Origin of the sequence: Paraburkholderia sp. EG287B, from assembly GCF_040965595.1 — a bacterium.
Classification (GTDB): domain Bacteria; phylum Pseudomonadota; class Gammaproteobacteria; order Burkholderiales; family Burkholderiaceae; genus Paraburkholderia.
Genome location: NZ_JBFRCG010000003.1, coordinates 347,412 through 361,011, shown reverse-complemented (window position 1 = coordinate 361,011; position 13,600 = coordinate 347,412). Strand labels below are relative to the sequence as shown.

The 13,600-nt window shown below is 69.3% G+C and carries 7 protein-coding genes and 1 pseudogene; 5 read left to right on the top strand and 3 right to left on the bottom strand.

The window, feature by feature from the left end:
• Window positions 1–23 precede the first annotated feature (23 nt).
• Window positions 24–1,484, top strand: coding sequence for a M20 family metallopeptidase (locus AB4Y40_RS06910; RefSeq protein WP_368686999.1), 1,461 nt, complete (start codon window positions 24–26; stop codon window positions 1,482–1,484).
• Between the two features lie 15 nt (window positions 1,485–1,499).
• On the opposite strand, the gene AB4Y40_RS06905 is transcribed toward AB4Y40_RS06910, so the two are convergent.
• Window positions 1,500–1,985, bottom strand: coding sequence for a Cd(II)/Pb(II)-responsive transcriptional regulator (locus AB4Y40_RS06905; protein ID WP_342920878.1), 486 nt, complete (start codon window positions 1,983–1,985; stop codon window positions 1,500–1,502).
• A gap of 82 nt (window positions 1,986–2,067) precedes the next feature.
• Between AB4Y40_RS06905 and AB4Y40_RS06900 the strand changes: the two genes are divergently transcribed.
• On the top strand, window positions 2,068–4,629 hold the full coding sequence (locus tag AB4Y40_RS06900; RefSeq protein WP_368686998.1) for a heavy metal translocating P-type ATPase: 2,562 nt from the start codon (window positions 2,068–2,070) through the stop codon (window positions 4,627–4,629).
• A gap of 33 nt (window positions 4,630–4,662) precedes the next feature.
• Here AB4Y40_RS06900 and AB4Y40_RS06895 read toward each other — a convergent pair whose 3' ends face one another.
• Window positions 4,663–9,261 carry a DEAD/DEAH box helicase gene (locus tag AB4Y40_RS06895; RefSeq protein ID WP_368686997.1) on the bottom strand — a complete coding sequence of 1,533 codons (4,599 nt, stop codon included), beginning with the start codon at window positions 9,259–9,261 and terminating at the stop codon, window positions 4,663–4,665.
• A gap of 242 nt (window positions 9,262–9,503) precedes the next feature.
• Here AB4Y40_RS06895 and AB4Y40_RS06890 point away from each other — a divergent pair, with 242 nt between their 5' ends.
• The gene (locus AB4Y40_RS06890) at window positions 9,504–10,556 is read left to right on the top strand and encodes an aldo/keto reductase (protein WP_368686996.1); all 1,053 of its coding nucleotides are present in this window, start codon (window positions 9,504–9,506) and stop codon (window positions 10,554–10,556) included.
• A 96-nt stretch (window positions 10,557–10,652) separates the two neighbouring features.
• Here AB4Y40_RS06890 and AB4Y40_RS06885 read toward each other — a convergent pair whose 3' ends face one another.
• Window positions 10,653–11,000: a BON domain-containing protein gene (locus tag AB4Y40_RS06885; protein WP_368686995.1), complete on the bottom strand. Its 348-nt coding sequence runs from the start codon at window positions 10,998–11,000 to the stop codon at window positions 10,653–10,655.
• 338 nt (window positions 11,001–11,338) lie between these two features.
• Here AB4Y40_RS06885 and AB4Y40_RS06880 point away from each other — a divergent pair, with 338 nt between their 5' ends.
• Both AB4Y40_RS06880 and AB4Y40_RS06875 read left to right on the top strand, forming a co-directional pair.
• The gene (locus AB4Y40_RS06880) at window positions 11,339–12,871 is read left to right on the top strand and encodes an RNA polymerase factor sigma-54 (RefSeq protein ID WP_368686994.1); all 1,533 of its coding nucleotides are present in this window, start codon (window positions 11,339–11,341) and stop codon (window positions 12,869–12,871) included.
• 183 nt (window positions 12,872–13,054) lie between these two features.
• Window positions 13,055–13,582 (top strand): annotated as a pseudogene (locus AB4Y40_RS06875) (TetR/AcrR family transcriptional regulator); the annotation flags it as partial.
• Between the last annotated feature and the right edge of the window lie 18 nt (window positions 13,583–13,600).

Here is a 13,600-nt window from a genome sequence, read left to right as displayed (position 1 = left end):
TTTCATCGCTGGGAACCCACACCATGATCTCCGACCCCTCCGAGGCCACCCGCCAACTCGACCACGACGAACTGCGCGCCTTCGTCGAACGCAAATGGCATGACGAGATCGTGCCCGCGTTGACCGACTACATCGCGGTGCCCGCCAAGAGTCCGGCATTCGACCCGCAGTGGGCCCAGCATGGCTACCTCGAGCGCGTCGTGCAGGATGCCGCGAAGTGGGCGGAACAGCAGCCGGTGCGCGGCCTGAAGCTGGAGATCGTGCGCCTGCCCAATCGCACGCCGGTGATTTTCTTCGAGGCGCCCGCCACGCGCTCGGGTAGCAGTGAGACGGTCGTGCTCTACGGCCACCTCGACAAGCAGCCTGAATTCGCGGGCTGGCGCAACGACCTCGGCCCCTGGACGCCGAAGCTCGAAGACGGCCGCCTCTACGGTCGCGGCGGGGCTGACGACGGCTATGCGATCTACGCGAGCGTCACGGCGCTCGCCGCGCTCGACGCGCAAGGCATCGAGCGTCCGCGCTGCGTGGGTCTCATCGAAACCTGCGAGGAGTCGGGCAGCTACGACCTGCTGCCTTATGTCGATGCGCTGCGCGAGCGGCTCGGCAACGTCGGCCTCGTCGTGTGTCTCGATTCGGGCGCGGGCAACTACGACCAGCTCTGGCTGACCACGTCGCTGCGCGGGCTCGTGGCGGGCGACCTCGAAGTCGAAGTGCTCGAGGAGGGCATTCACTCGGGCTCCTACGGCGGCATTGCGCCGTCCAGTTTCCGCGTGATGCGGCAGCTCTTCGAGCGTCTCGAAGACGCCGCGAGCGGCACGCTGCTGCCCAAGGGTTTCCATTGCGCGATTCCCTCGCAGCGCCTGAGCGAAGCCGAGGCCACGGCGAAGATCCTTGGCGAAAGCGTCTGGAAGACCATGCCTTGGGCGTGCGGCCAGGACGGCCGCCGCGTGCTGCCCACCACCACGGACCCGCAGCAGGCACTGCTCGATTCCACATGGCGGCCCTCGCTTTCGGTCACGGGCGCGGCGGGCCTGCCGGCACTGGCCGACGCCGGCAACGTGCTGCGGCCGCGCACGGCATTCAAGCTCTCGCTGCGCCTGCCGCCGCTAGTCGAGGCTTCGAAGGCCGTCGCCGAACTGAAGGCGCTGCTCGAACTCGATCCGCCGTATAACGCCAAGGTCACCTTCAAGCCTGACGCGGGCGCAGCCAACGGCTGGAGCGCACCGGAACTCGCCCCGTGGCTCACCGAAGCACTCAACGCCGCCTCGCGCACGCATTTCGGCGCGGACTGCGCTTATCTCGGCCAGGGCGGCACGATCCCGCTCATGAACGTGCTGCAGGCTGGGTTTCCCAAGTCGCAGTTCATGGTGTGCGGCGTGCTCGGCCCGAAGTCCAACGCGCACGGGCCGAACGAGTTCCTGCATGTGCCCTACGCGAAGAAGCTCACGGCCACGGTGGCCGAAGTGATCGCCGCCGCGCCGTGAGTCGCCCTTGAGCGGCTAGTGGCGGTGAGGGGCGGGCGCGCCGTCTGCGGGCGGCGCGTCCTGTGCGGCGTGCCCGTCGCCATGGCATGAACAGCTTTCGTCATCGATAGGCTGTTCGAGACTCTTCATGATCCCGCACTCCGCGCTGCTGCTCTGGTGGGCATGGCAGCTCTCGCGCAGCGTTCGTAACTGCTGCTCGAGCACGCGCATCGCTTCGATCTGCTGATGAATGCGCTCGATCTGGCTGTCGATCAATTCGTTGACCTCGTCGCAGGGCTGGCTCGGGTCGGCCTGGAAGCGGCGCAGCATGCGGATGTCCGCGAGCCCGATGCCCAGCGACCGGCAATGGCGGATGAAGTTGAGCTGCGCGGCGTGCACGGCCGTGTAGCTGCGGTATCCGTTGGTTTCGCGTGCGGGCTCGTCCAGCAGGCCTTCGCGCTCGTAAAAGCGCACCGTTTCGACATCGCAGTGCGCGCAGCGCGCCAGTTCACCAATTCGCATGGTCGCGGCTCTCCCAAATGACTTGACCCTGTAGTGGCTACAGGCTGTTCAATGATTGTGTCACTTTTGGGAGAAACCGGCTATGAACCAGAGCTACGTGTCGCGGCTCGGCATTGCGCAGCGCCTGCGCGCGCGTGATGAGGAGCGGACGGCGGGCGGTGCGCACGGGGCTGGCGGCGTGGGTAGCGTGGGTGGCGTGGGCGGCGGTCACGGGCATGCCCATGCCCCGGATCAAGGGCACGCTCATGATCATGCCCACGGCCACGAGCATGCCCATAGCCACGGCTATGACCACGCCCACGACCATGCGCATGCCGGGTCGAAAGACCACGCTCACAGCTGCTGTCACGGCGGCGCGGCACACAGCACGCCACCGCAAAACCGGCGCGACACGGCTCCGGCGCCCGAAGGCACGCGCCGCGCACGCTGGCGCATCGAAAACATGGATTGTCCGACCGAAGAGCGTCTGATCCGCAACCGGCTCGAACCCATGCCGGGCGTCGTGCGCCTCGACTTCGACCTGCTCGCGCGCGAACTGACCGTGCATCATCGGCTCGACGACACTCAGCCTGTCGTGGCCGCGCTGCGCGCGCTCGACATGGCGCCGCGTGCGCTGGACGATAGCACGGCCGCGCAAGCCGCCCCGCCTGGGTCTGTCGGTCTCGCGCTGCGCCAGAAGCTGCTGCTGGCGGCGAGCGGCGTGGCAGCCGCAGGCGCCGAGGTGCTCGCCTGGAGCACCGGCCGGGAAACCAGTCCGCTTGTACTCGCCTGCGCAGTCATCTCGATCGTTTGCGCGGGTCTGCCCACGCTGCGCAAGGGCTGGATCGCATTGCGCAATTTCACGATCAACATCTATTTCCTGATGTCGCTTGCGTTGATCGGGGCCGTTGCGATCGGCAAGTGGCCCGAAGCGGCAATGGTGGTCTTCCTGTTCGCCCTCGCGGAGGAAATCGAGGCGCTTTCGCTCGAGCGCGCCCGTCAGGCGATCCGCGCGCTCACCGCACTCGCGCCTGAGACCGCCGAAGTCTGGCAAGCCGGCGATGTCGCACCCGGACAAGGCGAATGGCGCGAGTCCGCGGTGGGCGATGTGGCGGTCGGCAGCCGGATTCGCGTGCGCACCGGCCAGCGCGTGCCGCTCGACGCGCGCGTGATCGCCGGCCGGGCCGCGCTCGATCAGGCGCCGATCACGGGCGAAAGCCTGCCTGTCGACAAGGAGACCGGCGCGGCACTTTACGCGGGCAGCATCGTCGTCGATGGCGTGGTCGAGGCGCTCGTCACCGCGGCCGCGAAGGACAGCACGCTCGCGCGCATCGCCGCGGCGGTGCAGGAGGCGCAGGCGCAGCGCGCGCCCACGCAGCGCTTCGTCGACCAGTTCGCGCGCTACTACACGCCGGCCGTGGTCGGGCTCGCCGTGGTGCTGGCGCTGGCCGGGCCGCTCGTGTTTGGCGGCGCGTGGAGTGCGTGGCTCTACAAGGCGCTCGTGCTGCTCGTGATCGCCTGCCCGTGCGCGCTCGTCGTCTCGACGCCGGTGACGGTCGTGAGCGGCCTCGCCGCCGCCGCGCGCCACGGCATGCTCGTGAAGGGCGGCGTGTGGCTCGAGCGCGGTCGGCTGCTCAAGGCCGTCGCGCTCGACAAGACCGGCACGCTCACGCGCGGCGAGCCTGTCCTGACCGATGCGCTCGCGGCGCCGGTTCGAGCGCTGGTCAGCGCAGGGGAGTCCAGCGAAGCGCCGCTGTCGGCGCAAGCAGCACTGCGCATCGCCGCGAGCCTGGACGAGGCCAGCACGCACCCGGTCGCTCGCGCAGTGGTCGCGGGCTGGCGGGCGCGTGAGCCGGATGCGCGCCTGCTTGCGGTCGATCAGTTCGCGGTGCTGAACGGTCGCGGCGTGCAAGGCCGCATCGACGGCACGCTCTGGCGCCTCGGCAATCACCGGCTGGTGGAGGAGCTGGGTTTGTGCTCGCCCGAACTCGAAGCGCAGCTGGCAGCGCTGGAACTGGCGGGCAAGACGGCGATCGTGCTGTGCGCGCCGCACGAGGCCGTCGCCGTGTTCGCCGTGGCCGACGCGCTGCGTACCGAAAGCGCACCGGCCGTGCGCGCGTTGCGCGCGCTCGGCGTGACGCCCGTCATGCTGACCGGCGACAACGCGTCGACCGCGCGGGCGATCGCCGATCAACTCGGCATCGACGACGCGCGCGGCAATCTGCTGCCGCAGGACAAGCAGGACGCGGTCGCCGCGCTCTCGAAGCAGTACGGCATGGCGGCAATGGTCGGCGACGGCGTGAACGACGCGCCCGCGCTCGCGCGCGCCGACATCGGCTTCGCGATGGGCGCGGCGGGCACCGCGACCGCGCTCGAAACCGCCGACGTCGCGATCATGGATGACGATCCGCGCAAGATCGCCGCGTTCATCGGCCTCTCGCGCAAGACCGCGGGCGTGCTCAAGCAGAACATCGCGCTTGCGCTCGGCATCAAGGCCGTGTTTCTCGTGCTCGCGATGGCGGGCGAGGCCACGCTCTGGATGGCCGTGTTCGCCGACGTGGGTGCGAGCCTGCTCGTCGTGGCGAACGGTCTGCGCGTGCGACGGCATTTCGACGGCACGCGCAACGTCACGAAGCCTTCCGTGCACGCAGCACAACGCAACTAACAGCCAGTCCAGCGCGCACCCGCCCAGCGCGCCTCACCAGGGCTTGGCGAGCCGCGCGCGGAGTTCGGCGCGCGTGCTCTCGTCGAATTCGCCGAGAAAGCCGAAACGGCCGGCAATCAGGGTGGCGACCGGCACGCCGTCGCGGAACACGATGCGGTTGCCGGCGAGCGCGGGCACCTTTTCGCCAGGCAGCAGCGTGCCGAGGAGATTGAGCGGATCGGCGGCACTCACGCAAACGAGCGCGCCGCTTTCGCCTTGCGCTGCTGCGCGCCGCCGCACATCGCGCAGCAGCGCCACGGCTTCGGGCAGCGCGAACTGTTCGCCCGAAATCCCGGTGACGAAGCGTCCGCCTCGCACCTCGCCGCGCGCCTCCATGCGATGCAGCACGCGCAGCAGGTCGCGCCAGGGCGGCAGCCAAGCCGCCTCGCGTCCGAGCAGGTGCCAGCTGATCACGCCATAACGGCGCAGCAGCACGTTGGCGACGTGCTCCAGCAATTCCGGGGCGACGGGCGGGCGGCGCGCGGCGCTGGCGGTCGTTTGCCTTGCACGCGCAAGCGCCGGCGAGCGCAGGCCCGCTGCTGCGTGCGAAGTCGAGTCAGCCAGTGCCGTCGCGACGAGCGCTGCTTCATCGTCCAGATCCGAAAGCGGAGCGACCGACGCATCGGCCGATGCATTGGCCAGCGCAACTCGCCGCAGCGTCGCCCAGCGCCCCGCGTCGGCCATGCCGCCCGCGAGCGGCCCAAAGCCGCGCGGCCGGCGTCGGCCGTGATGCGCGCTGCGCTGCGCGGCCGGTTTCACGAGCGCGCGCAGCCCGGCAAAGCTGTCCGCGTTGACGAGGCCCGCCGCCACCAGTTCGCCAAGCGCGTTCTCCAGCTCGACGCCGAGCAGGTGCGCGTCGGCGGCCAGTTCGTCGAAGAACATCGCACCGTGCCGCAGCAGCGCCTCGTAGACGCGCTGCGCGCGCGCCGACAGGCCGGCCGTGTCGGTCGTTTCGACGAGCGCCATCCAGCGCGCCAGCTCGCGCCGCGCGAGCAGCACGACCGGCGTGCTGCGCACCGTCGAAGCGGCCGCCGCGCGCGCGGGCAGCCGTGCCCAGGCGAGCCGCCCCGAGCGGCACAGCTCGTCGAGCAGCATGGGCGTGTAATCGTCGATGCGTGCCGGCAGGAGTTCGTCCTCCCACGCGAGCGCCGAGGCTTCCCAGCCTTCGAGCTGGTCGAGCACGGCGGCCAGCGCGTCGCGGCCCGAGCCGCGCGTACCGGGCGCCACGCGCTGCCATTCGAACAGGAAGCGCATGAAGTCGTGACGCTCGACCGGCTCGATTTCGCGCCGCAGCTTGCGCACCGTGTAGCGGTGGATGCGCGCGAGCAGATGGCGTTCGCACCATTCCTCCTGGCCGCCGCCCATCGCTTGCGGCGTGAAGCGTCCGCGCATCACGGTGCCTTCGGTTTCGAGGCGCGTGAGCGCGAGCGCCGCCACGCTCGCCTCCAGCGCGAGCGGCCGCGCCACCTGAGCGACGGTGAGTGGTCCGAAGCCCGACAGGCGTGCGCGCACGATCTCGACGAGCGCTGCGTCCTCCGTCCACGTCTCCGCGTATTCAGGCGGCGGCGTGAGCGGCGGCTCGCACCGCGCCTGCGGGTAGATGGCCTGCACGCAGGCTAGCCGCTCGATGCCCACCCACAACGCGTCGTGGTCCGCAACGGGCAGCCGCGTCGCGCGGCCCGCCGCCGCCAGACCGGCGAGCCATGCGAGCCACTTCGGCTCGTGCTGCGCCTCGCTTTCGGCCAGCGCGCCGAGGCTCGTGAGCGCGTCGTGCATTTCGTCGGCGTCGCGCACTTGCGGCCACGCTTCTTCGCGCACACTCGCAATCGCTTCGGGGTCCAGCGCGCCGAGATCATCGGTGGATTCGGGGTCGCTCCAGCGCCGCGACAGCACGGCTTGGGTGCGGCGTTCTTCGATCGGGGCGTCGTCGAGGAACGCATACGGGCGCGCGGTGAGGATTTCGGCAGCGAGCGGCGAGGGCGTGGGCAGTTCGCGCACTACGAGCTTCAGGTCGCCCGCCTCGATGCGCCGCAGCAGCGCGATCCATGCTTCGGTATCCATAGCATCGTGCAGGCAGTCGTCGAGCGTCTGGTCGACAAGCGGATGGCGCGGCACTTCGCGCTCGCCCGCGATGTTTTCGACGCACGCCACCTGGTCGGGAAACACGGCCGCGAGCAGGTCTTCGCTGCGCATGCGCTGGATCTGCGGCGGCGTCTTGCGCCCGCCGGTCTGACGCGGCAGCGCGAGCGACGTGGTCGCATTCCAGCGCCAGCGCACGCCGAACAGCGGCGCATCGAGCAGCGCCTGCACGAGCAGATGCTCCGCGGAATTCGAATGGAGATAGCGCCACACCTCGTCGAGCGCGAAGCTGTGCGCGCCGGTGAGCGAGAGGATGATGGCGTCCTCGGTCGCGGCGGCCTGCAGCTCGAAGTTGAACTGGCGGCAAAAACGCTTGCGCAGCGCGAGACCCCACGCGCGATTCAGGCGGCTGCCGAACGGCGTGTGGATCACGAGCTGCGTGCCGCCGGCCTCGTCGAAGAAGCGCTCCATGACGAGCGTGTCCTGGGTGGGCAGCACCGTGAGCGCGGCGCGGGCGCGTGCGAGATATTCGACGATCTGGCGCGCGGCGGCATCGTCGATCTCGAGCGAAGCGGCGAGTGCCGCCGTAGCGCGATCGACCACGGCGGGCGAAGCTGCGTCATCCGTCGCGCCAGCGTTCGCGCTCGCGTCGATCAGCGCGGCTTCCACCTGCTTGCGCAGCCGCGAAATCGCGAACGAAAGCTCGTCGCTGCGGCCCGGCGCCTCGCCGAGCCAGAACGGGATGTTGGGCGGCTGCCCCTGGGCGTCTTCCACGCGCACGCGGCCCGCCTCGATGCGCAGGATCCGGTACGACGCGTTGCCGAGCTGGAACACGTCGCCCGCGAGGCTTTCGACGGCGAAGTCCTCGTTGACGGTGCCGATCTGCACGCCCTGCGGTTCGAGCAGCACCGAGTAGTCGGCGTTGTCGGGAATCGTGCCGCCCGACGTGAGCGCGACGAGCCGCGCGCCGCGCCGCGCACGCAGCGTATGGCTCACCACGTCGCGATGCAGGTAGGCGGCGCGCGGCCCGTGGCGGCTCGTGTAGCCTTCGGCGAGCATGCGCAGCACGGCGTCGAACTGCGCGCGCTCGAGCATCGACCACGGCGTGGCGCGCCGCACGAGCGCGTAGAGCGCGTCTTCTTCCCAGGCCTCGCAGGCAACCTCCGCGACGAGCTGCTGCGCGAGCACATCGAGCGGCGCCTGCGGCAGCGCGAGGCGATCGAGTTCGCCGCGCCGCACGCTATCGAGCAGCGCCGCACATTCGATCAGGTCATCGCGCGAGGTGGGGAAGATCCGTCCCTTCGGCACTCCGCCGACCTGGTGGCCCGAGCGCCCGACGCGCTGCAGGAAGCCCGCGATCGAGCGCGGCGAGCCGATCTGGCACACGAGATCGACGTCGCCGATATCGATGCCCAGTTCGAGCGACGCCGTCGCCACGAGCACGCGCAGATCGCCGCTCTTGAGCCGCTGTTCGGCGAGAAAGCGATGCTCGCGCGCGAGGCTGCCGTGGTGCGCGGCCACGGCTTCGGCGCCCAGACGGTCGGTGAGATGGCGCGCCACGCGCTCGGCCATGCGGCGCGTGTTGACGAACACGAGCGTCGTGCGGTGCAGGGCGACGAGTTCGGCCATGCGGTCGTACACGCGTTCCCACACGTCGTTCGCCATTACGGCTTCGAGCGGCACGGGCGGTATTTCTATCGCAAGGTCGCGCGTGCGCGTATGGCCCACGTCGACGATCTCGCACGCGGGCGGGTTCGCGTCCGGATCCTGCGCCGCGTCGCCCATGCCCACCAGAAAGCGCGCGACGGTTTCGATCGGCTTTTGCGTGGCCGACAGCCCGATGCGCAGCAGCCGCGAGCCGCACAACGCATCGAGCCGCTCGAGGCTCAGCGCGAGATGGCCGCCGCGTTTGTTGCCGGCGAGCGCATGAATCTCGTCGACGATCACGCTGCGCGCGCTCGCCAGCATGCGGCGGCCCGATTCGGAGCCGAGCAGCACATAGAGCGACTCGGGCGTCGTGACGAGAATGTGCGGTGCACGTTTTCTGAGCGCCGCGCGCTCGGGCTGCGGCGTGTCGCCGGTGCGCACCGCGGTACGGATTTCGACCGGCGGCAAGCCAAGCCGCACGAGTTCCTCGCCGATGCCTTCGAGCGGCCGTTCGAGATTGAGGCGGATGTCGTTGGAGAGCGCCTTGAGCGGCGAGACATAGACCACGAGCGTCGTGTCGGGCAGCGCGCCGCCATGCGCGAGGCCCTCGCGCACCAGTTCGTCGAGCGCGGCGAGAAAGGCGGTGAGGGTCTTGCCCGAGCCGGTCGGGGCGGCCACCAGCGTCGCGCGCCGGCTCGCGATGAGCGGCCATGTGGCGCGCTGCGCGGCAGTGGGCGCGTCGAAGCTGCGCCGGAACCAGCCGGCCACGGCCGGATGAAAGCGCGCGAGCACGTCGACTGGCTCGCCGTCGCGATTGGCGGCGGCTCGAGGGGCGTGCGGATCGGATACGGGCGAAGGCGTTGTCATGCGGGCGGTGTGCGGCAAAAAAAGCGGCAGAGGCGGCGGCATTGCACGTCTGCCAGTCTCGCAGCTTTCGTGCGCGTCTGCCTGACGCGGGGCGGTCCGGGTGCGGGCGTGGCAGGGCGTAAGCAGGCATGTACGGCCGTCTTGCGGCGTTTCAAGCCGTGGCGGCCGTCCGGCAGGCGCGTCGCGAACGCAGTATCCTCGCCGCGTTGGACTTTCCCTCGAACCCACGACGGAGTCACACCATGCGTTACAACCCACTGGGCCGCACCGGCCTGTTCGTTTCGGAACTTTGCCTCGGCACGATGACCTTCGGCGGCGGCGCCGGCATCTGGAACCAGATCGGCGATCTCCAGCAGTCCGACGCCGAACGGCTCGTTGGCCGCGCGCTGGACGCTGGCGTCAATTTCATCGATACCGCCGACGTCTACTCGCAAGGCGTTTCCGAGCAGATCACCGGCCAGGCGCTCAGGAACCTCAAGATCCCGCGCGAGCAGGTGGTGATCGCGACCAAGGTGTTCGGCGAAATGGGCTCGTCGCCGAACGAACGCGGCGCCACGCGCTATCACATCATGGACGGCGTGAAGGCGAGCCTGAAGCGCTTGCAGCTCGACCACATCGACCTCTATCAGATTCACGCCTTCGACCCCGTCACCCCGATCGAGGAAACGGTGCGCGCGCTCGATACGCTCGTGCAGCAGGGGCACGTGCGCTACGCCGGCGTTTCGAACTGGGCGGCCTGGCAGATCGTGAAGGCGCTCGGCATTGCGCAGCGCGAAGGGCTCGCGCGCTTCGAGTCGCTGCAGGCCTACTACACGATCGCCGGGCGCGATCTCGAACGCGAGCTCGTGCCGATGCTGGAGAGCGAGGGGCTCGCCCTGATGGTCTGGAGTCCGCTCGCGGGTGGGCTCCTGAGCGGCAAGTACGGGCGCGACCAGCAAGGCGAGGCGGGCAGCCGCCGCACGACCTTCGATTTTCCGCCCGTGAACCGCGAGCGCGCATGGGACTGCGTGGACGCGATGCGGCCGATCGCGCAGGCCAAAGGCGTGTCGGTCGCGCAGATCGCGCTTGCGTGGCTGTTGCATCAGAAGGCGGTGACATCGGTGATCATCGGCGCGAAACGCGTGGACCAGCTCGACGACAATATCGCCGCGACGAAAGTGAAGCTCAGCGTCGAGGAGCTAGGCGTGCTGGGCGAGGCGAGCGGGTTGCCCGCGGAGTATCCGGGCTGGATGCTCGCGCGTCAGGGCGAGCAGCGGCGCGTGCAACTCCGGCAATCGCAGCAGGAAGAGGATTGACGGCGGGAATGAAGCTGAAATGAAAAGCGCCGGCGGTGGAAGCCGCCGGCGCGGTCTGGCCTGAAACTGGCTCGATCCGGTTGCCCGGCCGATCGGTCAGCTCGCCGCCGAGACCTTCAGATGGTTCTTCACCGAGGTCACGCCCGAGACGCCTTCCACGACCTGCCTGGCGTTATCGCGGTCCTCGGCGCTCGGCACGGTGCCGGTGAGCGAGACCACACCCTTACGCGTCTTCACGTGGATGTGCTCGGACTTCACGTTCTTCGCGCCGAGCAGTTCGGCCTTGACCTTGGTCGTGATGGTTGCGTCGTCGACGTGCTGGCCCATGGACTCCGAACTGGCCGCGGGTGCGGCGCTGTTCGTCGTGGTCTGCGCACCGGCGAGAAGTGCGAACGTCATGCAGGCGGCGCCAGCCGCGGTCTTGAGGATCAGGATGCGCTTCATGGCTACTCCCTTTCTGGTTGTGGTCGCAGCTTCCCTCCGCAAGGTGCGTGCCTCGCCGCGTCCGTGCTCGCTGCGCGCGCCGTTGAAAGCCTGCTGGAAGCCGTCTGCGTAGTCCACTATGCCGGTTCGCCGCCGCTTCACGCGGCCACCGTTTTCCCGACCGGCACGCGCAAAAATTTTTCCGCACCGTTGTAAAAATCTCCACGGTGGGGTCGGAAAAGAGGCTCGCGCAGTATGCGTTGCAAGTGCCGATCCCGTTTCAAAACAGTGCGTTGTAAAAACTGGCATGGCTGTTGCATGAGGGGCGTTACCACTCAATTCAACAAAACGGGATTGCCATGCCTTCCATCGCGTTACACGCGCGCCAGCATCTGGCGCTCACGCCGCGTCTTCAGCAGGCGGTAAGGCTGTTGCAACTGTCGTCGCTCGAATTCCAGCAGGAGCTGCGCGAGGCGCTCGACACCAATCCGTTCCTCGAATATGTCCCGCCCGCCTCGGAGACCGGCGAGGCCGCCGAAGCGGCCGACGGCGCGGCGGGCATCGGCTCCGCGGCGGCGCCCGCGGCCGAAGCCCCTGCCATGGCGACCGAAGGCGCGGGCGAGTCCGGCCTCGATGCCGGCATGGGGCAGGAAACGTCCCCTTACGCCGAGAATTCGTACGCCGAGGCCAGCTACAACGACGAAGGCTCGGGCTATACCGCCGAGATGCCGACGCCTGGCGCGTTGCGCACGTCGAGCTATCGCGGCGGCGAGGACGGCGATTCCGAGGCCTCCGACTGGGTGCGCGTGCCGATCACGCTGCGCGAGCAGCTGCACGAGGCGCTGCGCCTCTCGCCGCTCGATGACCTCGACCGGATCGCAACGCAGATCGTGATCGAGGCGCTCGACGACGACGGCTACCTGCGCCAGGATCTCGCCGAACTCGCCGACGTGGAGGGCGCGGGCGACACGCTCGACGAGGACCGTCTGCGTGTGGCGTTGCGCGTGGTGCAAACGCTCGATCGCCCCGGCATCGGTGCGCGTTCGCTCTCCGAATGCCTCGTGCTTCAGCTAGAGGCGATGCCGCACGACACCCCGCATCGCGAACTGGCCCTGCAGATCGTCTCGCAGCATCTCGAACGCCTCGCGCGCCGCGAGCACGGGGAGCTGCAGCGCCAGCTCGGCTGCGACGCTGCCTCGCTGCAGGCCGCGAGTGCGCTCGTACGCCGCCTCGATCCGAAACCGGGCAACCACTATGGGCGCGCGGACGGCGGCTACGTCATTCCCGACGTGATCGTGCGCCAGGTGCGCGGCAAGTGGGTGGTCAGCGTGAACCCGGCCATCGAGCCGCGCGCGCGCATCCACAAGCTCTATGCGGAAATGTTCGCGCGCTCGGATCAGACGAGCCGCTCGCCGCTCGCCCAGCAACTGCAGGAAGCGCGCTGGCTGATCCGCAACGCGCACAAGCGCTGCGAGACGATCCTGCGCGTGGGCGAGTGCATCGTCGCGCGTCAGAAGGCGTTTTTCCAGTACGGCGAAATCGCGTTGCGGCCGATGCTGCTGCGCGACGTCGCCGACGAACTGGGCCTGCACGAGTCGACCGTCTCGCGCGCCACGGGCAACAAGTACATGGCCACGCCGCGCGGCATCTTCGAGTTCAAGCGCTTCTTCCCGCGCGAGCTGGAAACGCGTACGGGCGGCACCTGCTCGGCGGCTGCGGTGCGCGCGCTCATCAAGGAAATGATCGACGCCGAAGATCCGCGCGACCCGCTTTCCGACGTCATCCTTACGCAGGAACTCGAAAAGCAGGGCGTGCAGGTGGCGCGCCGCACGGTCACGAAGTATCGGCAGATGATGAAGTTGCCGGCCGCGGAAATGCGCCGGCAGATTTGAGGCGCGCGGTTTCATCGGCGTGCCGGAAGACGGGGGAAGGTCAGCGGCGCGTGACCGGCGTAACGGGACGTGTGGCAGCGCGTGGGCTGCACGTTGCGTTACGCGCGCCGCTTCAATGCGACACTTCAAGGCGATTTCCGGCGGGCGCGCCGAGGGCGGATAAAATGCGAGCCATTGCCCACCATGACCCAGACGCCCCGCGGCCGAAGCCGCCCCGCGCCGCTCGACGCGCGCAAGCGGCCCGCGCAGCGCCGTTCCGCCGCCACGGTTGACGCGATCTTCGAAGCCGCCGCCCGCATTCTCGAAAGCGCGGGCCTCGCCGGCTACACCACGAACGCCATCGCGGCGCGCGCGGGCGTGAGCGTCGGCTCGCTCTATCAATATTTCCCGAATCGCGACGCGCTGACCGCCGCCTTGATCGAGCGCGAGAGCGCGCCGCTCCTTGCCGAGGTCGAGGCCGCCGCCGCGGCGTCGAGCTGTGAGGCGGCGTTGCTCAGGCTGATTCGCGCGGCGGTCGCGCACCAGATGCGACGCCCGGAGCTGGCGCGACTGCTCGATTTCGAGGAGCGGCGCGTGCCGCTCGACGAGCGCGACGCGCGCGTGGGCGAGCGCATCCACGCGGCGCTCGTCGGCGCGTTCGGACGCCCCGACGCGCCGGCCATCGACGACTTGCAGACCGCCGCGCTCGACGTGATCGCCATCGTGCGCGGCCATGCCTGCCTGCGTGCG